This window comes from Streptomyces sp. NPDC057136 (assembly GCF_042670885.1).
Classification (GTDB): domain Bacteria; phylum Actinomycetota; class Actinomycetes; order Streptomycetales; family Streptomycetaceae; genus Streptomyces.
In genome coordinates, this window is record NZ_JBHUUV010000023.1 from 1 (window position 1) to 21,825 (window position 21,825).

At 71.0% G+C, this 21,825-nt stretch carries 18 protein-coding genes, 1 tRNA gene and 1 pseudogene; 6 read left to right on the forward strand and 14 right to left on the reverse strand.

Annotated elements, in window-relative coordinates:
• Window positions 1–59: 59 nt before the first annotated feature.
• Together ACFT7S_RS24925 and ACFT7S_RS24930 are read right to left on the reverse strand one after the other, a co-directional pair.
• Complete coding sequence (locus ACFT7S_RS24925; protein WP_382735407.1) at window positions 60–746, reverse strand: TetR family transcriptional regulator; 687 nt, start codon at window positions 744–746, stop codon at window positions 60–62.
• Window positions 743–1,705 (reverse strand): acyl-CoA desaturase, encoded by a 963-nt coding sequence (locus ACFT7S_RS24930; protein WP_382735409.1) that lies wholly within the window; start codon window positions 1,703–1,705, stop codon window positions 743–745. Before ACFT7S_RS24930 ends, ACFT7S_RS24925 begins: the two co-directional genes overlap by 4 nt.
• A 342-nt stretch (window positions 1,706–2,047) precedes the next feature.
• Here ACFT7S_RS24930 and ppc point away from each other — a divergent pair, with 342 nt between their 5' ends.
• Window positions 2,048–4,777, forward strand: coding sequence for a phosphoenolpyruvate carboxylase (gene ppc, locus ACFT7S_RS24935; protein ID WP_382735411.1), 2,730 nt, complete (start codon window positions 2,048–2,050; stop codon window positions 4,775–4,777).
• Between the two features lie 26 nt (window positions 4,778–4,803).
• On the opposite strand, the gene ACFT7S_RS24940 is transcribed toward ppc, so the two are convergent.
• From ACFT7S_RS24940 to ACFT7S_RS24965, 6 genes are all read right to left on the reverse strand, one after another.
• Window positions 4,804–5,274 (reverse strand): hypothetical protein, encoded by a 471-nt coding sequence (locus tag ACFT7S_RS24940; RefSeq protein WP_382735412.1) that lies wholly within the window; start codon window positions 5,272–5,274, stop codon window positions 4,804–4,806.
• Between the two features lie 75 nt (window positions 5,275–5,349).
• Window positions 5,350–5,943 carry an aminoacyl-tRNA hydrolase gene (gene pth / locus ACFT7S_RS24945; RefSeq protein WP_382735414.1) on the reverse strand — a complete coding sequence of 198 codons (594 nt, stop codon included), beginning with the start codon at window positions 5,941–5,943 and terminating at the stop codon, window positions 5,350–5,352.
• Window positions 5,944–6,075: 132 nt separating this feature from the next.
• A complete protein-coding gene (locus ACFT7S_RS24950; protein ID WP_382735416.1) occupies window positions 6,076–6,663 on the reverse strand; it encodes a 50S ribosomal protein L25/general stress protein Ctc in 588 nt (195 codons plus the stop codon).
• Window positions 6,664–6,861: 198 nt separating this feature from the next.
• Window positions 6,862–7,845 (reverse strand): ribose-phosphate diphosphokinase, encoded by a 984-nt coding sequence (locus ACFT7S_RS24955; protein WP_362843893.1) that lies wholly within the window; start codon window positions 7,843–7,845, stop codon window positions 6,862–6,864.
• A 119-nt stretch (window positions 7,846–7,964) separates the two neighbouring features.
• Window positions 7,965–9,422, reverse strand: a complete 1,458-nt coding sequence (gene glmU / locus ACFT7S_RS24960; protein WP_382735419.1) for a bifunctional UDP-N-acetylglucosamine diphosphorylase/glucosamine-1-phosphate N-acetyltransferase GlmU — start codon at window positions 9,420–9,422, stop codon at window positions 7,965–7,967.
• 106 nt (window positions 9,423–9,528) lie between these two features.
• Window positions 9,529–9,603 (reverse strand) — tRNA-Gln (locus tag ACFT7S_RS24965).
• 145 nt (window positions 9,604–9,748) lie between these two features.
• Here ACFT7S_RS24965 and ACFT7S_RS24970 point away from each other — a divergent pair.
• Window positions 9,749–11,068, forward strand: coding sequence for a sensor histidine kinase (locus tag ACFT7S_RS24970; protein ID WP_382735420.1), 1,320 nt, complete (start codon window positions 9,749–9,751; stop codon window positions 11,066–11,068).
• Between the two features lie 12 nt (window positions 11,069–11,080).
• On the opposite strand, the gene ACFT7S_RS24975 is transcribed toward ACFT7S_RS24970, so the two are convergent.
• Together ACFT7S_RS24975 and ACFT7S_RS24980 are read right to left on the reverse strand one after the other, a co-directional pair.
• The gene (locus tag ACFT7S_RS24975) at window positions 11,081–11,599 is read right to left on the reverse strand and encodes an SUKH-3 domain-containing protein (RefSeq protein ID WP_382735422.1); all 519 of its coding nucleotides are present in this window, start codon (window positions 11,597–11,599) and stop codon (window positions 11,081–11,083) included.
• A gap of 10 nt (window positions 11,600–11,609) precedes the next feature.
• Entirely contained in the window at window positions 11,610–12,134 is a 525-nt protein-coding gene (locus ACFT7S_RS24980; RefSeq protein WP_382735424.1) for a YwqJ-related putative deaminase, read from the reverse strand.
• 261 nt (window positions 12,135–12,395) lie between these two features.
• On the opposite strand from ACFT7S_RS24980, the gene ACFT7S_RS24985 reads away from it, so the two are divergent.
• From ACFT7S_RS24985 to ACFT7S_RS24995, 3 genes are all read left to right on the forward strand, one after another.
• Window positions 12,396–13,373, forward strand: a complete 978-nt coding sequence (locus ACFT7S_RS24985) for an SMI1/KNR4 family protein (RefSeq protein WP_382735426.1) — start codon at window positions 12,396–12,398, stop codon at window positions 13,371–13,373.
• A gap of 5 nt (window positions 13,374–13,378) precedes the next feature.
• Window positions 13,379–15,916, forward strand: coding sequence for an SUKH-4 family immunity protein (locus ACFT7S_RS24990; protein ID WP_382735602.1), 2,538 nt, complete (start codon window positions 13,379–13,381; stop codon window positions 15,914–15,916).
• 192 nt (window positions 15,917–16,108) lie between these two features.
• On the forward strand, window positions 16,109–17,008 hold the full coding sequence (locus tag ACFT7S_RS24995) for a cellulose-binding protein (RefSeq protein ID WP_382735428.1): 900 nt from the start codon (window positions 16,109–16,111) through the stop codon (window positions 17,006–17,008).
• A gap of 139 nt (window positions 17,009–17,147) precedes the next feature.
• Here ACFT7S_RS24995 and ACFT7S_RS25000 read toward each other — a convergent pair.
• Both ACFT7S_RS25000 and ACFT7S_RS25005 read right to left on the reverse strand, forming a co-directional pair.
• Window positions 17,148–17,279: pseudogene (locus tag ACFT7S_RS25000) on the reverse strand (IS5/IS1182 family transposase); the annotation flags it as partial.
• The gene (locus ACFT7S_RS25005; RefSeq protein WP_382735430.1) at window positions 17,264–18,502 is read right to left on the reverse strand and encodes an MFS transporter; all 1,239 of its coding nucleotides are present in this window, start codon (window positions 18,500–18,502) and stop codon (window positions 17,264–17,266) included. The gene ACFT7S_RS25005 and the pseudogene ACFT7S_RS25000, both read right to left, overlap by 16 nt.
• 60 nt (window positions 18,503–18,562) lie before the next feature.
• Between ACFT7S_RS25005 and ACFT7S_RS25010 the strand changes: the two genes are divergently transcribed.
• Entirely contained in the window at window positions 18,563–19,564 is a 1,002-nt protein-coding gene (locus tag ACFT7S_RS25010; protein ID WP_382735432.1) for an ArsR/SmtB family transcription factor, read from the forward strand.
• Between the two features lie 64 nt (window positions 19,565–19,628).
• Here the strand turns inward: ACFT7S_RS25010 and ACFT7S_RS25015 are convergent, their stop codons facing one another.
• Both ACFT7S_RS25015 and ACFT7S_RS25020 read right to left on the reverse strand, forming a co-directional pair.
• Complete coding sequence (locus ACFT7S_RS25015) at window positions 19,629–21,290, reverse strand: cation acetate symporter (RefSeq protein WP_382735434.1); 1,662 nt, start codon at window positions 21,288–21,290, stop codon at window positions 19,629–19,631.
• On the reverse strand, window positions 21,287–21,799 hold the full coding sequence (locus ACFT7S_RS25020; RefSeq protein WP_382735436.1) for a DUF485 domain-containing protein: 513 nt from the start codon (window positions 21,797–21,799) through the stop codon (window positions 21,287–21,289). The genes ACFT7S_RS25015 and ACFT7S_RS25020 overlap by 4 nt, the downstream gene beginning before the upstream one ends.
• Between the last annotated feature and the right edge of the window lie 26 nt (window positions 21,800–21,825).

Consider the following 21,825-nt stretch of genomic DNA (forward strand, 5'->3'; position numbering starts at 1 on the left):
GGCCGCGCGCCCCCGGATTCCAGGGGTGCGCGGCCCGTTGCTCCCGAAAACGGGGGGTGTCAGTTCTTGCGGTGGCCTATCAGGCGGGGCTTGGATTCCAGGTTCTCCAGGCCGTGCCAGGCCAGGTTCACCAGGTGGGCCGCGACCTCCGCCTTCTGCGGTTTGCGGACGTCCAGCCACCACTGGCCCGTCAGCGCGACCATGCCGACCAGTGCCTGTGCGTACAGCGGGGCCAGTTTCGGTTCGAAGCCGCGGGCCTTGAACTCCAGGCCCAGGATGTCCTCGACCTGGGTGGCGATATCGCTGATCAGGGACGCGAACGTGCCCGTGGACTGCGCGACCGGGGAGTCGCGGACCAGGATGCGGAAGCCGTCCGTGTACGTCTCGATGTAGTCCAGCAGCGCGAACGCCGCCTGTTCGAGAAGTTCGCGCGGGTGGCCCGCGGTCAGCGCGCTCGTCACCATGTCAAGGAGCTGGCGCATCTCGCGGTCGACCACGACGGCGTACAGGCCCTCCTTGCCGCCGAAGTGTTCGTAGACGACCGGCTTGGAGACCCCGGCGCGGGCCGCGATCTCCTCGACGGACGTGCCTTCGAAACCCTTGTCGGCGAAGAGGGTGCGGCCGATGTCCAGCAGCTGTTCGCGGCGCTCCTTGCCGGTCATCCGGACCCGTCGGGTCCGGCGGACGGGGGAGGGCCTGCTCTTCTCGCTGCCTGTGCTGCCGTCGGTCGCCACGTCGTCAATCATGCCGCGTCGGCGGGCGCGGGGTTGCGGCGGGCGTCGATACGGGCCGCATCGGGCCAGCGGACGTCGGACGCCCAGCCCAGCTGCTCGAACCAGCGGATCAGCCTGGCACTTGAGTCGATCTGGCCCTTCATCACCCCGTGGCGTGCGCTCGTCGGGTCCGCGTGGTGCAGGTTGTGCCAGGACTCGCCGCAGGACAGGACCGCCAGCCACCACACGTTCCCGGACCGGTCACGGGACTTGAAGGGGCGCTTGCCGACCGCGTGGCAGATCGAGTTGATCGACCAGGTGACGTGGTGCAGCAGCGCGACCCGTACCAGCGAACCCCAGAAGAACGCGGTCGCCGCACCCCACCAGGACATCGTCACCAGACCGCCGACCAGCGGCGGGATCGCCAGCGAGACGATGGTGAAGGTGAGGAAGTGGCGGGAGATGCCGCGGATCGCCGGGTCCTTGATCAGATCGGGGGCGTACTTCTGCTGCGACGTCCGCTCCTCGTCGAACATCCAGCCGATGTGCGCCCACCACAGCCCCTTCATCAGGGCCGGCAGCGTCTCGCCGAAGCGCCACGGCGAGTGGGGGTCGCCCTCGGCGTCGGAGAAACGGTGGTGCCTGCGGTGGTCGGCCACCCAGCGCACCAGCGGACCTTCGACCGCCAGCGAACCCGCGACGGCCAGGGCGATACGGAGCGGACGCTTCGCCTTGAAGGAGCTGTGCGTGAAGTAGCGGTGGAAGCCGATCGTGATGCCGTGGCAACCGATGTAGTACATCGCGACCAGCAGGCCCAGATCGAGCCAGCTGACACCGCGGCCCCAGGTCAGGGGCACCGCCGCGACCAGGGCCACGAACGGCACCACGATGAACACGAGCAGTGCGATCTGCTCGACCGACCGCTTCTTGTCGCCGCCGAGCGTGGCGGGGGGAAGGACAGGATCGTCGATCACATTGGGGCTGGTGGGCATGGGGAGTCCCCTGTGGGGTGAGAAGTGCGACGGATTGTGCAGGCTACGCATCCGTAACCTACGGCTTGGTAAGTATGGCAGCGAGAAGGCCCGCAGTACGAGAGCTGCGGGGCCGTGGTCGTTTCGCGGACACCCGTAAGGGCTGCGCGGCATGCCGACGACCCGGACACCTATCCTGGGAGAGTCGGACAGCGCGGTCCGCACTCTGCATCCCGGGGTGGCGACGCACCGCTGCACCCCCGGACGCCCCTGACAGACGTGCCCACCCGTCTCCCGCCACCACCCTTCCGGGGAGACGCTTACGCGACGCACCTCCTCAATTCACTGCAAGGAGCCGCACCTGTGAGCAGTGCCGACCAGACCCCCGCCGCCAGCCCCGAGCTGCGTGCCGACATCCGCCGCCTCGGTGATCTGCTGGGCGAGACGCTCGTACGTCAGGAGGGCCAGGAGCTCCTCGACCTCGTCGAGCGGGTCCGCGCCCTGACCCGTACCGACGGAGAGGCCGCCGCCGAGCTGCTGGGCGACACGGACCTGGAGACCGCCGCGCAGCTCGTGCGCGCCTTCTCCACCTACTTCCACCTCGCCAACGTCACCGAGCAGGTCCACCGCGCCCACGAGATGCGCGACCGCCGGGCCGCCGAGGGCGGGCTCCTCGCCCGTACCGCCGACATGCTCAAGGACGCCGACCCGCAGCACCTGCGCGAGACGGTCAAGAACCTCAACGTGCGCCCCGTCTTCACCGCGCATCCCACCGAGGCCGCACGGCGCTCCGTCCTGAACAAGCTCCGCCGCATCGCGGAACTGCTCGAAACCCCCGTCATCGAGGCCGACCGGCGCCGCCTCGACCTGCGGCTCGCCGAGAACATCGACCTCATCTGGCAGACCGATGAGCTGCGCGTGGTCCGGCCCGAGCCCGCAGACGAGGCCCGCAACGCGATCTACTACCTCGACGAACTGCACGCCAACGCCGTCGGCGACGTCCTGGAGGACCTGGCCGCCGAGCTGGAGCGCGTCGGCGTCGAGCTGCCCGCCGGCACCCGCCCGCTCACCTTCGGCACCTGGATCGGCGGCGACCGCGACGGCAACCCCAACGTGACGCCCGCCGTCACCTGGGAAGTGCTGATCCTCCAGCACGAGCACGGCATCACCGACGCACTCGAACTCATCGACTATCTGCGCGGTCTGCTCTCCAACTCCATCCGCTACACCGGTGCCACCGACGAGCTGCTGGACTCGCTCCAGGCCGACCTGGAACGACTCCCCGAGATCAGCCCCCGCTACAAGCGGCTGAACGCCGAGGAGCCCTACCGCCTCAAGGCGACCTGCATCCGGCAGAAGCTCGTCAACACCCGCGAGCGCCTCGCCACCGGTACCCCGCACCGCCCCGGCTGCGACTACCTCGGCACCTCCGAGCTCATCGCCGACCTGGCCCTCATCCAGACCTCGCTGCGCGAGCACAAGGGCGGGCTCTTCGCCGACGGCCGGATGAACCGCACCATCCGTACGCTGTCCGCGTTCGGGCTGCAGCTGGCCACCATGGACGTACGCGAACACGCCGACGCCCACCACCACGCCCTCGGTCAGCTCTTCGACCGGCTCGGCGAGGAGTCCTGGCGCTACGCCGACATGCCGCGCGACTACCGGCAGAAGCTCCTCGCGAAGGAACTGCGCTCCCGGCGCCCGCTCGCCCCGACCCCGGCACCGCTGGACGCCGCGGGCGAGAAGACCCTCGGCGTCTTCCACACCATCAAGGAAGCCTTCGAGCGCTTCGGCCCCGAGGTCATCGAGTCCTACATCATCTCGATGTGCCAGGGCGCCGACGACGTCTTCGCGGCCGCCGTCCTGGCCCGCGAGGCCGGACTGCTCGACCTGCACGGCGGCTGGGCCAAGATCGGCATCGTGCCGCTCCTGGAGACGACCGACGAACTGCGCGCCGCCGACGTCATCCTCGACGAGATGCTCGCCGACCCCTCGTACCGCCGGCTCGTCTCCCTCCGCGGCGACGTGCAGGAGGTCATGCTCGGCTACAGCGACTCCTCCAAGTTCGGCGGCATCACCACCTCGCAGTGGGAGATCCACCGGGCCCAGCGCCGGCTGCGTGACGTCGCGCACCGCTACGGCGTACGCCTGCGCCTCTTCCACGGCCGCGGCGGCACCGTCGGCCGCGGTGGCGGCCCCTCGCACGACGCGATCCTCGCGCAGCCCTGGGGCACGCTGGAGGGCGAGATCAAGGTGACCGAGCAGGGCGAGGTCATCTCCGACAAGTACCTCATCCCCGCGCTCGCCCGGGAGAACCTGGAACTGACCGTCGCGGCCACCCTCCAGGCGTCTGCGCTGCACACCTCGCCCCGTCAGTCCGACGAGTCCCTGGCCCGCTGGGACGCGGCCATGGACACGGTCTCCGACGCCGCGCACGACGCGTACCGCAAGCTCGTCGAGGACCCCGACCTGCCCGCGTACTTCTTCGCGTCCACCCCCGTCGACCAGCTCGCCGAACTCCACCTCGGCTCCCGCCCCTCGCGGCGCCCCGACTCCGGTGCGGGCCTCGACGGACTGCGGGCCATTCCGTGGGTCTTCGGCTGGACCCAGTCACGGCAGATCGTGCCCGGCTGGTACGGAGTCGGCTCCGGGCTCAAGGCACTGCGCGAAGCCGGCCTGGACACGGTCCTGGAAGAGATGCACGGCCAGTGGCACTTCTTCCAGAACTTCATCTCCAACGTCGAGATGACGCTCGCCAAGACGGACCTGCGGATCGCCCGGCACTACGTCGACACGCTCGTGCCGGACGAGCTCAAGCACGTCTTCGCCGACATCGAGGCCGAGCACGCGCTGACCGTGAGCGAGGTCCTGAAGGTCACCGGCGGCACCGAACTGCTCGGCACGAGCCCGGTGCTCCAGCAGACCTTCGCCATCCGTGACGCCTACCTGGACCCGATCTCCTACCTCCAGGTCTCGCTGCTGGCCCGCCAGCGGCAGGCGGCCGAGCGCGGCGAAGAGGCCGACCCGCTGCTCGCACGGGCCCTGCTGCTCACCGTGAACGGTGTCGCCGCGGGCCTCCGTAACACCGGCTGATCCGCTCCGGTGCGGGTGCGGTCCTGTCAGAGGGCGATGAACGTCGCCACCAGCAGGGCCGCGCCCGCGGCCGCGAATCCCCAGGCGACCCGGGGCAGCCGCAGACCGCCCCCGATCAGGAGCGCGGACAGCAACAGCGCACCGCCGAACGGCACCCACGCATGCAGGAATCCAGGTGTCCCGGTGCGGATGGCCTCGCCGGTGCCGGGCTTCATGACCACCGGGAACCGGTTGCCCTTCTCCACGGCGACGGACTTCTCGATCGTCACCCGGGAACGCTGCGGTGAGACCTGATCCGGTACGTACGGCCCGGTGCACGCCGTCTCTCCGCACCTCGTGACCGTCATGGTGCCGTGCTCGCGGCCCTTGGACAGGACGATGTGGTGCGCGGTGTTCCACGACGCCCACGCGCCCGCGACGAGCATCAGCAGGACGACGCAGCCCGCGGCGGCGGTACGGCCGTGGGCCACCAGGCGGTGGGAGGAACTCCGCTTCATGGGGGCAGATCCTTGGGCAGACCCATGCTCTCGGTCAAACTGTGGCCGGAAATGATCCCGTGATCGGCGCCAATGTCAGGAGTTGTACGTGGACTGCGCCCGCTCAAGACCATCCGCGAGCAGCGACTCCACCGCGTCCGCCGCCCGGTCCACCTGGTAGGCGAGGTCCTTGCGCTCCGTGGACGAGAAATCCTTCAGTACGAAATCGGCCACCTGCATCCGGCCCGGCGGCCGGCCGATCCCGAACCTGATGCGGTGGTAGTCGGGACCCATCGACTTCGTCATCGACTTCAGCCCGTTGTGCCCGTTGTCACCGCCGCCCAGCTTCAGCCGCAGCATGCCGAAATCGATGTCCAGCTCGTCGTGCACGGCCACGATGTGATCCGTCGGCACCTTGTAGAAGTCCCGCAGCGCCGTGACGGGCCCGCCCGACAGATTCATGTACGACATCGGCTTCGCCAGGATCACCCGGCGGCTCGCGGGCCCGGGCGGCCCCAACCGGCCCTCGACGACCTGCGCCTGGGCCTTCTGCGCCCGCTTGAACTTTCCGCCGATCCGCTCGGCGAGCAGGTCGGCGACCATGAAGCCGACGTTGTGCCGGTTCGCGGCGTACTCGGGACCGGGGTTACCCAGGCCCACGATGAGCCAGGGGTCGGTGGCATCGGACATCTGCGCTCGGTCTCCTCGCGTACGTCGGCTGATGACAGGCGAACGGGGCGGCGGGCCCGGTAAGGGTCCGCCGCCCCGTCAGTGAAGCAGTGAAGCGGTGAAGCAGTGGCGCTATGGCGCGCCGGGTGGGACTCAGGCCTCGGTGGTGGTGGCCTCGGCGCCCTCGGCGGCCGGCTCCTCGGCCTGCGAGGCGACGATCTGGAGCACGACGGCGTCCTCGTCGCCGGCCAGCACGGATCCGGCGGGCAGCGGGATGTCCTTGGCGAGGATCGAGTCGCCGGCGTCCAGGCCCGCGATGGAGACCGTGACGGACTCGGGGATGTGCGTGGCCTCGGCCTCGACGAGCAGGGTGTTCTGCACGTACTCCAGGAGGTTGCCGCCCGGGGCCAGCTCGCCCTCGACGTGCACGGCGATCTCGACGTTGACCTTCTCGCCGCGCTTCACGGTCAGGAGGTCGACGTGCTCGATGTTGCCCTTGATGGCGTTGCGCTGCACGGCCTTCGGGATGACCAGGGCGTCCTTGCCTTCGATCTCGAGACCGATGAGGACGTTGGCGGTGCGGAGCGCGAGCTGCAGCTCGTGGGCCGGCAGCGTGACGTGGACGGACTCGGCACCGTGGCCGTAGATGACCGCGGGAACCAGGTTGGCACGACGGGTACGGCGGGCGGCGCCCTTGCCGAACTCGGTACGGACCTGAGCGGCGAGCTTGATCTCGGCCATGGTGCACTCCTCGTGAGATGACGAAAGTCGGACGTCACCCGGCCCGTACGACAGGCCGCCTGCTACGAAGAGCGCGTCGATAACGGATCGCCGTACCTATGGGTACGGCCTCCCTCGCCGAGCAACTCGCTGAGTCTACCCGGCGGGGAGGCCGCACCCAAAGTGGATCTTCGGTACCTCTGCGGTACCGCGCTTCCGCTAGTGGTTTTCCTGCTCCTCGAAGAGGCTCGTCACCGAGCCGTCCTCGAACACCTCACGCACCGCGCGCGCGATCGTCGGCGCGATCGACAGCACGGTGATCTTGTCGAGCTCCAGCTCGCCCGGGGTCGGCAGGGTGTCCGTGAAGACGAACTCGCTGACCTTGGAGTTCTTCAGACGGTCCGCGGCAGGACCGGACAGCACACCGTGCGTCGCGGTCACTATGACGTCCTCGGCACCGTGCGCGAACAGGGCGTCGGCGGCGGCGCAGATCGTGCCACCCGTGTCGATCATGTCGTCGACCAGGACACAGACCCGGCCCTTCACATTGCCGACGACCTCGTGGACGCTGACCTGGTTCGGCACGTCCTTGTCGCGGCGCTTGTGGACGATCGCCAGCGGGGCGTCCAGACGGTCGCACCAGCGGTCGGCGACGCGCACACGGCCGGCGTCCGGGGAGACGATCGTCAGCTTCGAGCGGTCGACCTTCGCACCGACGTAGTCGGCGAGGATCGGCAGCGCGAACAGGTGGTCCACCGGGCCGTCGAAGAAGCCCTGGATCTGGTCGGTGTGCAGATCCACGGTCAGGATGCGGTCAGCACCCGCCGTCTTCATCAGGTCGGCGACCAGGCGGGCCGAGATCGGCTCGCGGCCACGGTGCTTCTTGTCCTGGCGGGCGTAGCCGTAGAACGGCACGATCACCGTGATCGAACGGGCCGAGGCGCGCTTCAGCGCGTCCAGCATGATCAGCTGCTCCATGATCCACTTGTTGATCGGAGCCGTGTGGCTCTGGATCAGGAAGCAGTCGGCGCCGCGGGCGGATTCCTGGAAGCGCACGTAGATCTCGCCGTTGGCGAAATCGAAAGCCTTCGTCGGCACGAGACCGACACCCAACTGGTGTGCGACCTCCTCGGCCAGCTCGGGGTGGGCGCGGCCGGAGAAGAACATCAGTTTCTTCTCGCCGGTCGTCTTGATCCCGGTCACAGCACAGTCTCCTCAGACGTGTATCTGGCGCTGCACGCATAGGTCCCGATGTGCAACGAGCCAGCCGAAATGGGTGAGCATCTATCACGGTACGCCGTGTCCGGCGCACCTGTTTCCGGTCAGCTTTCGCCGTCGGTGTCCTCGGTCGCGGCCTGAGCGGCCTGGGCGGCCTGCGCGGCGGCACTTCCCGGACGCTTCCGGGCCACCCAACCCCCGATATTCCGCTGCTGGCCCCGGGCGACGGCCAGCGAACCGGCCGGTACGTCCTTGGTGATGACCGAGCCCGCCGCGGTGTAGACGCCGTCCCCGACCGTGACAGGCGCCACAAACATATTGTCGGAGCCGGTGCGGCAGTGGGAGCCGATGGTGGTGTGGTGCTTGGCCACGCCGTCGTAGTTCACGAAGACGCTGGCGGCACCGATGTTGGTGTGGTCGCCGATGGTCGCGTCACCGACGTAGCTCAGGTGCGGAACCTTCGTGCCCTCGCCGATCGTGGCGTTCTTCATCTCCACGTACGTACCGGCCTTGGCCTTCGCGCCGAGCCTCGTGCCGGGCCGCAGATACGCGAACGGGCCGACCGTCGCACCGGGGCCGACCTCCGCGCCGTCCGCGACCGTGTTGTCCACGCGCGCGCCCGCGTGGACGATCGTGTCCTTGAGCCGGGAGTTCGGGCCGACTTCGGCGTCCTCGGCCAGATGCGTCGTGCCGAACAGTTGGGTGCCTGGGTGCACGATCGCGTCCGGCTCGTACGTCACGGTGGCGTCGATCAGCGTCGAGGCCGGGTCGACGACCGTCACGCCGGCCATCATGGCGCGCTCCAGGAGCCGTTCGTTGAGCAGCCGCCGGGCCTCGGCCAGCTGGACCCGGTTGTTGATGCCGAGGATCTCGCGGTGGTCCGCGGCGACCGAGGCGCCCACGCGGTGTCCGGCCTCGCGCAGGATGGACAGCACGTCGGTGAGGTACTCCTCGCCCTGGCTGTTGTCCGTGCGGACCTTGCCGAGCGCGTCCGTGAGCAGACGCCCGTCGAAGGCGAACACCCCGGAGTTGATCTCCCGGATCGCCCGCTGGGCGGCCGTGGCGTCCTTGTGCTCGACGATCTGGGTGACGGCGCCGCTGGCCGCGTCGCGGACGATGCGGCCGTAGCCGGTGGAGTCCGGGACCTCGGCGGTCAGCACGGTGACGGCGTTGGCGTCGGCGTCGTGCGTGGCGGCGAGCGCGGCAAGGGTCTCGCCGGAGAGCAGCGGGGTGTCGCCGCAGACGACGATCACGGTGCCCTCGACGGTCCCGCCGAGCTCTTCGAGGCCCATCCGGACGGCGTGCCCGGTGCCGTTCTGCTCGGCCTGGAACGCGGTCCGTACGGGGGCGTCGCCCGAGGAGAGATGCGCGGTGACCCGCTCCGCGGCGTGGCCGACGACCACGACGAGGTGCTCGGGAGCGAGCTCACGGGAGGCGGCGACGACATGTCCGACGAGCGAGCGCCCGGAGATCTCGTGCAGGACCTTGGGGGTCTTCGACTTCATGCGGGTGCCCTCACCCGCTGCGAGGACGACGACGGCTGCCGGGCTGGTGGCGCTCACGGATGTGCCCTTCGGCTTCGGGTGGTGGACATCCGCAGGATACCGGGGGTGTGCGTACCGGAAACGAGTGCGGGCCCCGACCGTGAGTGTCGGGGCCCGCAATGTATGGCTCCCCCACCAGGACTCGAACCCGGACAAATAGCACCAAAAGCTACTGTGCTGCCAATTACACCATGGGGGAATAACTCGGACGAACCGGATATTACGTCGGCCGCCCGGATCGGCACCCAACACTATGCCGTACCGAGCGCCCTCGACGCGACGGTGTTGTCCCGCCTGTCCGAGTCACCCGAAAATGAGGTGCGCCCGCCCGTAGGCTGGAAGACATGACCGCAACGGGGGCAGACCAGGAAGCGGCGGGATCGACCACCCGCAGTTACTGGTGGTGGGGGCGGCGGCGAAGCGTCGCCCTGGATGTGGGACTGGCGCTGGTTTCGGCGCTGGAGTGTGCGCTGGAAGGGGTGGTGTTCGCCGACGACACCGGATTGCCGGTGCCGGTCGGCGTGCTGTTCGGGCTGGTGGCGGGGTCGGTGCTGCTGGTGCGCAGACGGTGGCCGATCGCCGTGGTGCTTGTGTCGATCGCGACGACACCGGCCGAGATGGGCTTCCTGATGGCCATCGTCGGCCTGTACACGCTGGCCGCGTCCGAGGTGCCGCGCAGGATCACCGTCGTACTGACGGGGATGTCGCTGGTCGGCACCTTCATCGTCACGTACGTACGGCTGCGCCAGAACGTCACCGAGGGAGCCGATTTCGGCCCGGGTGACTGGTACGTGCCGCTGGTCTCCCTCTTCATGTCACTCGGGCTGACCGCGCCGCCCCTGCTGTTCGGCCTCTATATAGGGGCGCGAAGACGGCTCATGGAGAGCCTGCGGGAGCGCGCGGACTCGCTGGAGCGTGAGCTGTCGCTGCTGGCCGACCGGGCCGAGGAGCGGGCCGAGTGGGCGCGCACGGAGGAGCGGACCCGGATCGCCCGGGAGATGCACGACGTGGTCGCGCACCGGGTGAGTCTGATGGTCGTGCATGCGGCGGCGCTTCAGGCGGTCGCCCCGAAGGACCCGGCGAAGGCCGTACGGAACGCGGCGCTGGTGGGCGACATGGGCCGCCAGGCGCTGACGGAACTGCGCGAGATGCTGGGCGTGCTGCGCAGCGGGGACGCGCTGTCCGCCCCGCCCACGGGCCGGGTCCCCCTCGCTTCGGTTCGGCGGGCGGCTGCCGCGGATGCCGCGGCGGCGGCGGCGGAGGACGGGCCCCGGCTGGACGAGGTGGAGTCGCTCGTCGCGCAGTCCCGGGAGGCGGGGATGACGGTCGAGCTGTCGGTGCAGGGTGAGCTGCGCCCGTATACGCCCGAGGTCGAGCAGACCGCGTACCGGGTGGTGCAGGAGGCCCTGACGAACGTGCACAAGCACGCGGCCGGTGCGAAGACCTGGGTGAGGCTCGCGCATCGCGGTGCGGAGGTCGCCATGCAGGTGGAGAACGGTCCCTCGGACGGTGGCGTGGCCGACGCCGGGCTGCCCAGCGGCGGGAACGGCCTGGTGGGGATGCGGGAACGGGTGCTCGGGCTGGGAGGCGTCTTCGTGTCCGGGCCGACGGACGCGGGCGGCTTCCGGGTGTCGGCGGTGCTGCCGGCCGGACCCGGCGCGTAGGTCAGCCGGAGGTCAGGCGGAGGTCAGGCGGTCCGGCTGGATGCCCGTGACCAGGGTGGCCAGCGCCTGGTCGATGTCCGCGCCGAGATACCAGTCGCCGGTGTGGTCGATGCTGTAGACGCGGCCCTCGATGTCGATCGCGAGCACCGCTTGCCCGTCGCCTTCTTCGCCCAGGGGGCTGATCTCGGTCTCCAGCGCCCGCCCCAGGTCGCCCAGCGTGCGGGCCAGATGCAGACCGCTCAGCGGGTCTATGCGTACGGTGGCGGGCGCGATCTGCCGGCCGGGAGCGGACGCGGTGATGTGCAGGGCACCGAACTCGGCCCACGCCTCGACGGCCGCCGGGAACACGGCGTGCCGGTGACCGGCCGGTGAGGCGTGGGAGCGCAGTGCGTCGGCCCACTCCTCGGCCTGCCGGATGTCCCAGCGCCCCGGCTGCCAGCCCGCCTCGCGGAGGGCGGCGTCGACGGCGACGGGGAAGCGGGTGGTGGCGTGCCGGTCGGGCGGGGCGGAGTGTCCGGTTCGGTCCTGCATCGGGGTGCCGTCAGCCCTTCTCGGCGGTGGTGGCCGCCCCGGTGGTGGTGAGGTCGACGGGACGTACGCCGAAGTGCGCGAGCATCGCCGTGCAGGAGCGGCAGGGTGGGGCGTAGCTGCCGTGGAGCGGGTCGCCGTCCTCGCGGATGCGCCGTGCGGTGATACGGGAGTGCTTCAGTGCGCGCCGGGCCTCTCCGCTGGTCAGCGGTTTGCGCTGGGCCCGTTTGGACCGGCTGTCGTCGGTGGCGGTGAGCTGCCGCGACAGCAGTATGGCTTCGGGGCAGCGGCCGGTGAAGCGTTCGCGCTGTCCGCTGGTGAGTGTGTCCAGGAAGTCCTGTACGAGCGGGTGCAGCACCGGCGGCCGGTCGCCCTTGCCCGCGGTGCAGGTCAGCGTCTCGCCGCGGACGGACAGAGCTGCGGCTACGGCCGGCAGGATGCCGTCGCGGCGGTGGTGCAGTAGCGGTGCGCGGCCGGCTTCGGTGCTGCTCCAGCTGAGCCTTGGGTCCCCGGATGTGACTGTCGGTGCTGCGTTCATGATGCTTGCATCCCTCCCGTGCCGGCAGCGGTAGCTGCAGGTGTGCACGCCCCCGAGTTGCGGTGACAGCCTGCCAAATGTGCTGGGGGCTGGGGAAGCTGGGTCGGTGAAACGTGTCTGCGTGTCGCCCGAAGTGGCTGGACCGTCGCTCGTCCGTCACCCGGCTGTGACGGTTGGTGACCGAAGTGGAGGGGCGAGCCCCCCTGTTGCCCCACCGCATAGGCTGTGGGGAATCACCGGACGCAGCAGGGGGCAACCGCCATGACGACAGGTCGGCTCGGGCAGCAAGCCGCGCCACCGAATGCGGCCTACGCCGGGCAGGTCGTGCATTTCCCGGACCCGGTCCGGGCGTCCCGCCACCCCAGAGGTGTGCGCATGGACGGGAACGGCCATCCGGAACTCACACCGTATGCGCGTGCCGCCGCAGAGATCGCCGATCCGCCCCCGGGCTTCGGTATCGACGAGCTGCGGCTCACCGACTACGTGTCGGCGAACGCCGCTCTGGCGGCGAGCGGCCATGAGCTGTGGGACACGATCCCGCCGGTGGCGACTCCGCACGGCTGGACCTGGCATCACGTGCCGGGCGGCAGGCGGATGGAGCTCGTGCCGGTCGAGGTGAAGGCGCTGCTGCGTCATCACGGCGGCATGGCGACGGCTCCGGTCGACCACAACCGGCGCGGTACGCGGCCCCTGCAGGAGACGCGGCCTCCGCATTTCCGGCTGCCCAAGGGCTCGGTGGCGGTGAGCGAGCAGCAGGTGCTGGGTGTCGAGGAGGACCTCGGTTACCGGCTGCCGGGTGCGTACCGCTCGTTCCTGAAGGCCGCGGGCGGTTCGGCCCCGGTGGGTGCGGCGCTCGACGCGGAGCTCGGTCTCCTGGTCGACCAGCCCTTCTTCACGGTGCGTGAAGAGGCCGCGGTGAACGACCTGATGTACGTCAACAAGTGTCTGCGGGACCACTTCACCAAGGACTACCTGGGCGTCGGTTTCGTCCAGGGCGGCATCCTCACGGTGAAGGTGCGGGGCCATGACACCGGCTCGGTCTGGTTCTGTGCGTACGACGATGCCCGGGACCAGGACGGCTGGAGCGTGCAGGACCGCGTCGACCGGCTGCTGCTGCCCTGCGGTGCGGACTTCGACGCCTTCCTCCAGCGCCTGGCGGGCAACCCGCCTGAGCTGGAGACCGTGGCGAACCTGATGGTGGACGGCGGGTTCGCGCGCGCCGTCCCGGTGGAGGGGTGAGCGCGATGGTGACCTTCGCGCAGGCGCAGGAGCGAGCGGACGAGTGGGTCAACGGCGATGTGCCCGCGTACCAGCACCGTGAGGTGCGGGTGCGCGAGTTCGAGCTGGGCTTCGTGGTGTGGGCCGAGGACCGGGCGGAGGGCCCGGTCTCGGACGGCGGCCGTCAGCGGCTCGTGATCGCCCGCGACAGCGGTGAGGCCACCCTGTGGCCCGGGCTGCCGGTGGGCGAGGTGATCCGGCGGTACGAGGAGGAGTACGGCGCGACCGACGGGGCGCCGGCTGCCCCGGTGCCGCCGCAGCGGATCGATCTGAACCAGACGTCGTTCCTGCTGAGTCCGCCGGGGTGGCTTCAGGAGGCCGCCGACAAGCTGGGGATTCCGGACCGGCGGGCGGAGTCGGGTGACGGTAGAGGTTCGCCTTCGGACGCTACGCCTGCTCCTTCTGTTCCGACTGCTTCTCCTTCTTCTTCCCCTGTTCCCCCTGCTTCTCCGGTGGGTGCGTCTTCTCCCGGGGGTTCGGCGACGCCGTGGCCCGCCGCGGGTGGTCAGGGCGACTACGAGCCCACGGCCGCCGACGGTGTGCCCGCGTCCTCGCCCGGTGCGCCCTCCGGGGCCACACCGTGGGCGGGTACCGATACCAACGCGGACCCCGACGCAGGCGCGGTCGGCCTGCCGGCCACGGTGTTCGCGCCGCCGCTTTCGGGCGCCGACGACGAGGAGACCCCGCCGCCGGTCGTACCGGCCGAGGCTCCCACCGCGCTGATGTCCGGCGGCAGTCAGCTGCCCCGTACCGCCGTTGCCCCGGCCCTCGGTGCGCCCGGCCGGGGTGCGCCCGGTGCCGGTGGACCCGGCCCGGCCGCTCCCGCGCGTCCTGGCGCCGGTGACATCGCGGACGCGGCCACCAGCAAGGCCGTCGTGCCCCCGCGCGGGGCGCGCGGGACGGGCTCGACGACCCCGCCGCCGCCCGGTGCCCCCGGCACCCCCGGCATGCGTCCGGGCGCCACGCCGCCGCCTTCGGGGCCGGGTACGCCCGGTGCGCCCGCGGGTGGTTACGTACCGACCCAGCTCGTCTCGCAGCTCGGCCCGCCCGGTGCGCCCGGTGCGCCTGTCGCTCCCGGTGTTCCGCAGCCTCCCGGGCCTCCTGGTGCGCCCGGTGCGCCCGGTTCGACTCCGCCTCCCGGTGGCGGGATGCATCACGCGGCGACGATGTTCGCCGACGCGAGCCTCGGCGGCCCCCGGCCCCCGGCTCCGCCCGGCCCGCCCGGCGTACCCGGTGCGCACAACGCGCCCCAGCCTCCCGGCCCGCCCGGGCCTCCTGGTGCGCCCGGTGCGCCTGGTTCGACTCCGCCGCCCGGTGGCGGTATGCACCATGCGGCGACGATGTTCGCCGATTCCAGCATCGGCGGTCCCGGCGCACCCCGGCCCCCGGGTCCTCCCGGTCCGCCGCCCGGTGCTCCGCAGCCTCCCGGTCCGCCCGGGATGCCGCAGCACGGCGCCCCCGGTCCCGTACCGCCGAATCCGCACACCCCGCCGCCTCCGGCGTACGGGTATCCGCAGCAGCCGCTCGGCGTGCCGACCGTCGGTCCCGGCTACCAGGCCGTGTTGCGCTTCCGTGCGCCCGACGGCAGCGAGCAGCAGCTGATCCGCCGCTCGGCGCCGGGCACCCCGCACCCCGAGTGGCAGATGCTGCACGAGCTGCGGGCCATGAACGTGCCGCCGCAGCAGGTCATCGAGCTGCACACGGAGCTGGAGTCGTGCGAGCTGCCCGGCGGTTACTGCGCGCGGATGATCCGTGAGACCTGGCCGCAGGTGCGGATCACCAGCGTCGCTCCGTACGGGGCCGATCACGCGAGCCGTCAGCAGGGCATGCAGCATCTGCTGACGCATCAGGGCGAGCTGCACCAGGTCGCCGACGGCCCGGCGCGGCCCGCGCCGGTGCGGGCGCCGCTGCCGCAGATGCAGCCCGCCGTGCCGGTGCCTCCGGAGGCACTCGCGGAGGAGCTGGTGCAGGTCTTCGGGCCGCAGGGCGTGCTCCGCTTCGACCAGCGGGCCGTGTCCCGTCAGGGTGTGCCCGAGATCGTGGGGCGGACGCTGGTGTGGGCGGGTCTGCCCGCCGATTTCGGGCCGTTCTTCTGGGCGCAGCCGGGTCAGCCGGTCGTGCCGACGCTGGCCGAACTGGCCGCACAGCGCCAGGTGCAGGCGGCGCCCGACGCGGGTTCGTACCTCGTGATGGGTTCCGACTTCGGCCGGGCGATCTGTGTCCAGTACGGCACCGCGAACATCGTGGCCGTGCCGGTCGAGGCGGGGCCGGGCGGTCAGTCGGTGGCGCCGCAGTTCGTGAACACCGGGCTGCCGGAGTTCGTGCGCTCGATGGCGTTGCTCGGCCGGATGTGGCGGCTGCGCTTCGGGCTCAACCCGGAGCAGGCGGGCCGCTGGACCGTCGACTTCCAGGCACAGTTGGTGGCCCTCGATCCGGCGGCGCTCGCGTCGCCGGAGAGCTGGTGGTCGGTGCTGCTGGAGCAGATGTGGGACGGACTGCTCTGACCTGTCCCGTTGTGTGAGTGGTGTGGCGGAGGCGCCCGGTACCCGGAAGGGGCCGGGCGCCTCTCCGTTTGCGCCCTGTGATGCCCGTCGCTTCCGTCCTGAATACTGCTGATCGATTCCGACTTCTGTACCAATTGCCGCATCCTTGACGTATTGCTTGGTGGTCGGAGTGTCGGAGAGAGGGCTTCAGGGATGAGTGCTGCACCGGTGTCTGCGCATGGCTTTGTCGGCGTACGGGGGCGTGGCTACCGTCCGGAGCAGGTGGACCGGGCTGTGGCCGAGCTGTCCGCCGAGCGCGACGCGGCGTGGGAGCGGCTCTCCCGGCTGACGGATCTCGCGAAGGAGCTGGCGGCGGAGTCGGCCCGGCTGGCCGAGGCCGTCGCCTCGCTGGCTCCGCAGACGTACGCCTCGCTCGGCGAGCGGGCCCAGCAGATCCTGTCGCTCGCGCAGAGCGAGGCCGACGCCGCGCGCGGGGCCGCCCAGGAGGACGGGCAGGCGCTGCGGGACGCGGCGGACGCGGCGGGGCGGGCGGCCCGGGAGGCGGCCCGTGAGCACTCCGAGACGGTGCGGGCGGCCGGCGAGGCGCACGCCCTGGCGGTGCTGACCGTGGCGCAGGGGTCCGCCGACGAGGCCGTCGCCTCGGCTCGTAAGGAGGCCGCCGAGGTGCGTGGGGCCGCGGACGAGGCGATGGCGGAGACCCGGCGGCGTACGGCGAGTGTGCTGGCCCATCAGGAGCAGGAGCATGCCGAACGGTCGAAGGCGACGGCGGCCGAACTGGCGGCGGACGAGGCCGCGGCGGTCGGGCGCGAGACGGAGCTGGCGGAGCGGACGGAGGCCGTCCTCGCGGAGGCGAGGCGCGCGCTCGCGGAGACCGAGGAGGCCGCCCGGCACGGCCAGGAGGACGCCGAGGCGCGGGCGGGCGAGCTGCTCGCGGAGGCCCGGGTGCGCGAGGAGCGGGTGGTGCGGGAGACGGAGCGGATTCTGCGGGAGCACGAGGAGGGCCGCGAGGAGGTGCAGGCGCACATGGCGCATGTACGCAACTCACTCGCGACGCTCACGGGGCGGGCGGTGTCCGGGCCGGAGGAGGACTAGGGCCTGTCCGGCGGATCAGGGCCGGGGCCACGGCGTCTGGCACTTCCCCGAGCTCTCGGCTTCTTCCCCGAGCTCTCAACTTCGTTCGAGCAGGGGAGACCCCATTGAGCAGGGGAGGCCCCATCCCTCGCGGCGTTGCCCGTGTGAGGTCCTTGGCCCAGATGATCGAGGCGCGGAGGTGGAGGCCGCCGAGGTAGCTCTCAGGGGTCTTGTCATAGCGGGTGGCGATGCCGCGCCACGCCTTCAATTTGTTGATCAGGCGCTCGACCCCTTGTTCGTGTCGGTGAGCTCGCGGCGGACGTCAGCTCCGGTCGGCACGGCTCCGGCGGCCGGTCCCATGCGCCGGAGACCGGGTGTGAGGGCGAGGGTGACCGCAGCAGAAGCGGCGGCCATCACGGTCATGGCGGTCGCGGGTGAGGTGAGTTGCGCGATGCCGCCTGCGGCCGCTGCGGCGACGCCCTGCATGGTGAACATCCCTGAGTGGTGCAGTCCGAAGGCGTGACCCCTTAGTTCGCTCGGGGTCAGGGACATCAGGCGTTCCTGGAGCAGCAGGTTGGCGGAGAAGCCGATCGACCCCAGGGTCACGGCGGCGAGTGCGACGGGCAGTGCCGGGTGCAGGACGAAGATCAGATACGGGGCGGCGAGCAGCAGCAGCAGTGGCGGCGCGCCGAATCTGTCGCGCCAGTGCCGGGGCAGGAAGCGGCCGGTCAGGGTGTCTCCCGCCAGCATGCCCACCGCGGCGGAGGCGAACAGAAGCCCTGCATGGTGTGGTGCGTAGGAGACGAAGAGGGACTCGCAGCCGACGACGAGTCCGTTGGGCACCCACAGGGCGAGGTAGACGCGGCGTCGCGGTTTCGCTGCCCACAGGCGCGCGTTGGTCCGCCAGGTCTCGCTTGCGGACGGACGGCCTTGTGCGCGCGGCGGCCGTCTCGTGAGACCGATGCGGGCGACGGCCGCGGAGACGGCGAAAAGGGCGGCGCCGGTGAGCAGGGCCCCCCGCGGCGCCAGGACGTTGACGAGTACGCCGCCGACGGCGTAACCGCAGATCTGCAGGCTTCCCGCGCACATGTTGAGCACCGAACGGCCGAGCAGATAACCCTCTGCGGGGAGGATCTCGGTGAGCAGTCCGTAGCGCACTCCGCCGCCGACCGAGCCGAGCATGCCCTGCACCGACAGGATTGCGAAGAACGCCCCCATGGACAGGCCGGGCAGGGCCAGGGTAGTGGTGGCCACGGCGAAGAAGAGCGCCAGGCCGACGGTCGCGGCGCGCGGCGGCAGGCGGTCCGTCGCCGACAGCAGGACACTCGCGCCGATCATCTGCGCCAGCAACGGGCCGAACATGCTGAGAGCGGCGAGGAGCGGCGAGCCGGTCGCATCGTAGACGAGCGTCCCCACGGCCATTCTGCTCACCGTCTGGGCCGCCACGTGTGAGGCAAAGGCCGCGAACAGCGGGGTGAACTCCGGGGCCTTGAAAAGCTCTTGGTACGTGCGCATGGTCGCAGTGTCGGCAGGCGGTCGGACGCAGAGGTAATGTTTCGCGAGGAGGCGAAACCATTGGGCTGGTGGGAAGTCAACGCGGATACGCTCGCGAGCAGCCGGTTCGTCGTGTCGCCCCTCTGCGAGACAACAGCGAGCCTGATGGCCCTGGAGAAGGACTCGCCCGCGCATCCGGCCGAGCGCCGCTGGCTGGACAGTCACGGGCCCGCCTACCGGGAGCGGCTGGCCGCCGATCCGGTCACCGCCCTGCTGGTGCCCGTCGCGCTGGGCAGGCACCGGTGGATCGCCGACTTCCTGACGCCGGTGCCTTCCCGCGAGGGCGAGGCACCGGGCGGTGCGGAGTTCTACGACGAGCTCGCACGGATCCGCGAGATGCCGGCCGATACCGCCCGCACCGACCTCGAGATCGCTCACCGCGGACCGCTGCCGGGCCCTTTGCTGCGCCCCGATCTGCCGGAGCGCATCGCCGACCTGCTGGAGTGGGTGTGGCGGGAGATTGTCGCGCCCGACTGGCTGCGGCGGCGACGCGTCATCGAGGCCGATGTGGTCGCGCGTACAGGCCAGTTGAGCAGGGCGGGCTGGGCAGCGGCACTGGACGACATACATCCGGAGATGCAGTGGCTGGGCGGCAACCGGCTGCAGATCAACACCCGCGCCTTCCCGCCCCGGCAACTGCTGGGATCACAGCTGCTGCTCGTGCCGGTCACGCCGCGCAGGGGATGGATCGCCATGGACCGGCCGGACTCCCACGGCGCGGTGCACCGCAACGCCGTGGTGTACCCGTGCTCGGGCACGCTGGCGGAGCCGGAGCGGGCCGCCGCTCCGGAGGCGCTGGCCAGGCTGCTCGGTGCCGGGCGGGCGAGCGTGCTGGTGCTCCTGGACAGCCCGATGAGCACGACGCATCTGGTGGCGATGACGGGCCAGGGTCTTGGCTCGGTGGGCCGCCACCTCAAGGTGCTCCTGGATGCCGGGCTGGTCGGCCGCCGCCGTGCGGGACGGTCCGTGCTCTACTACCGCATGGCTGTCGGCGACGTGCTGGTGCGGGCGCAGGACTCCTAGGGCGCGTACGGTGGCTGGATCAATCTGCGGAAAGCTCACCCTCTGGTGAATTGTGGATCAAGTCTTAGAAGGGGTGCCGGGGTCGTCCGGTTGCCGGATTGTCCTCAAACGCAGGACGGGCTGGGAGCGCCGGGGGCGCTCCCGCCAGAATCCACGGCTCCACCGCCTCGTACTGTCTGCGTTCCTCCGCAGCCGTACGCCGGCCGAGCACCGTCCCCAGCCAGCCCGCCAGGAAGCCGAACGGGATGGAGATGAGCCCGGTCGTGGTGAACGGGAACCAGTTGACGTCGCGGTCGGGGAAGACCGCGCCGGGGGAGCCGGACACCAGGTTGGTGCCGGTCATCAGCACCAGCACGCAGAGGGTGCCGCCGATGAGGGTGCAGAGCAGTCCGGTACGGGTGAAGCGCCGCCAGAACAGGCTGTAGACCAGCGCCGGGGCCAGGGCCGAGGCGCCGATGCAGAACGAGAGCGTCACCATCGCCTGGACGTTCCAGTGCCGGGCGAGCACGGCGAGGACGACGGCGGTGGTGCCCACCCCGACCGCGGCGAGCTGCGCCGCGCCCATTTCGATGCGGCCGGGCACCGGCTCCCCGCTCCGGCCGCGTAGTCCGTGGGCGAACAGGTCGTGGGCAAGGGAGTTCGCGCAGGCCAGGATCATTCCGGCCACCGAGGCGAGCAGCGTCAGGAAGATCGCTGTGGTCATGGTCGTGACGACCAGTGCCCCGATCTCGCCGCCGCCCGCGACGACTCCACTGACCTGGAGGATCGCGCTGTTGCCCTGCGCTCCGGCGGCGGTGATGCGCGTATGGCCGACCAGTGCGGCGGCGCCGAAGCCGATGACGGTGAGCAGCAGGCAGAGGCCGACGACGACGCAGACCGCCCAGGACAGTGACCGGCGGACGGCCTGGGCGCTGCGGACGCTCGCCATCCGCATGGTGATGTGCGGCAGGCACGCGGCGCCGAGCACGACGGTGAGTTCGGAGCTGATCATGTCGAGGTCGTTGCCGCCGAACTGGAGCCCGGAGTGCAGATAGGCGGTTCCCGCGCCGCTGCCCTGCTGGGCGGCGCGGAGCAGGGCGCCGGCGTCCCAGTCGAAGCGGTTCATGATCAGTACGGAGACCAGCAGGCCGGCGCCGAGCAGCACCACGGTCTTGATCATCTGGATGAGGGCGGTTCCCTTCATCCCGCCGATCGCCGCGTAACCGATCATCACGGCGCCGAGCACGATGATGGAGCCGGTGCGGAATCCGGAGCTGTCGAAGCCGAGGATGAAGGCGAGCAGACTGCCGCTGCCCGCGAGCTGCACGACCATCAGGGGCAACAGCGCCGCGAGGGTGACGGCGCAGGCGGCGATGCGGACGGCCCGGCCGGGGGAGCGGCGGGTGAGGACGTCGCCCATGGTGAACCGGCCCGCGTTGCGCAGGGGTTCGGCGAGCAGGAACATCAGCAGGACGAGAGAGAGGGCCGTGCTCAGGGCGAGTACGAGCCCGTCGTGGCCGGTGAGGGCGATGACGCCGGTGGTGCCGAGGACGGTGGCCGCGGAGAGGTAGTCACCTGCGATGGCGAGGCCGTTGCGTACCGGCGAGAGCGAGCGGTAGCCGGTGTAGAACGCGTCGAGGTCGTCGCGGTCGGGGCCGGTCATCACGCAGAGCAGCAGGGTCACGGTGGCCACGGCGATGAACGCCATCAGCGACATCGTCTGCGCGGACTCGTCGAAGCCGTTCATCGGCCCGTTCCTGTTCCGCGGCGCTCGGTGGCCGCTCGGCCGTCCGTACCGCGGGCCCGGTCGCGGAGTCCGGCGCAGAGCGGGTCCACCGTGCGCCGGGCCGTCCACTCGTACACGGCGATGGCGGCCAGCGTCACCGGGAGCTGGCAGAGGCCGAGCAGGAGCCCGGTGGTGAGGCCGCCGTCGCCGACGGGACGGGTCATCAGGGCCGGGGCGAAGCCGGAGAGCAGCAGGAAGAGGGTGAAGTAGCCGAGTGCGGTGAGTGTGGAGGCGCGGCGCAGGACGCGGTACGCGCCGCGCAGCCGGCGCAGATCGCTGTGGTGGCCGGGAGCGGGGACGGGTGCGGCGGGCGGGGTGGGCCACCGGGGCGGCGTGGGTGTCGACGAACTCTGCCAGGGGAGGAGGTACTCGCCGCCCGGGGAGCGGGGCGGCGGCGGGGGACGGCGGTGCGGCCGGAATGGCGCGTACGGGGGGTGCGGCGGACGCTGCGGCGGGTGCTCGTGAGGCATCAGGGTGCTGCTCCTCGCGTGGCTCG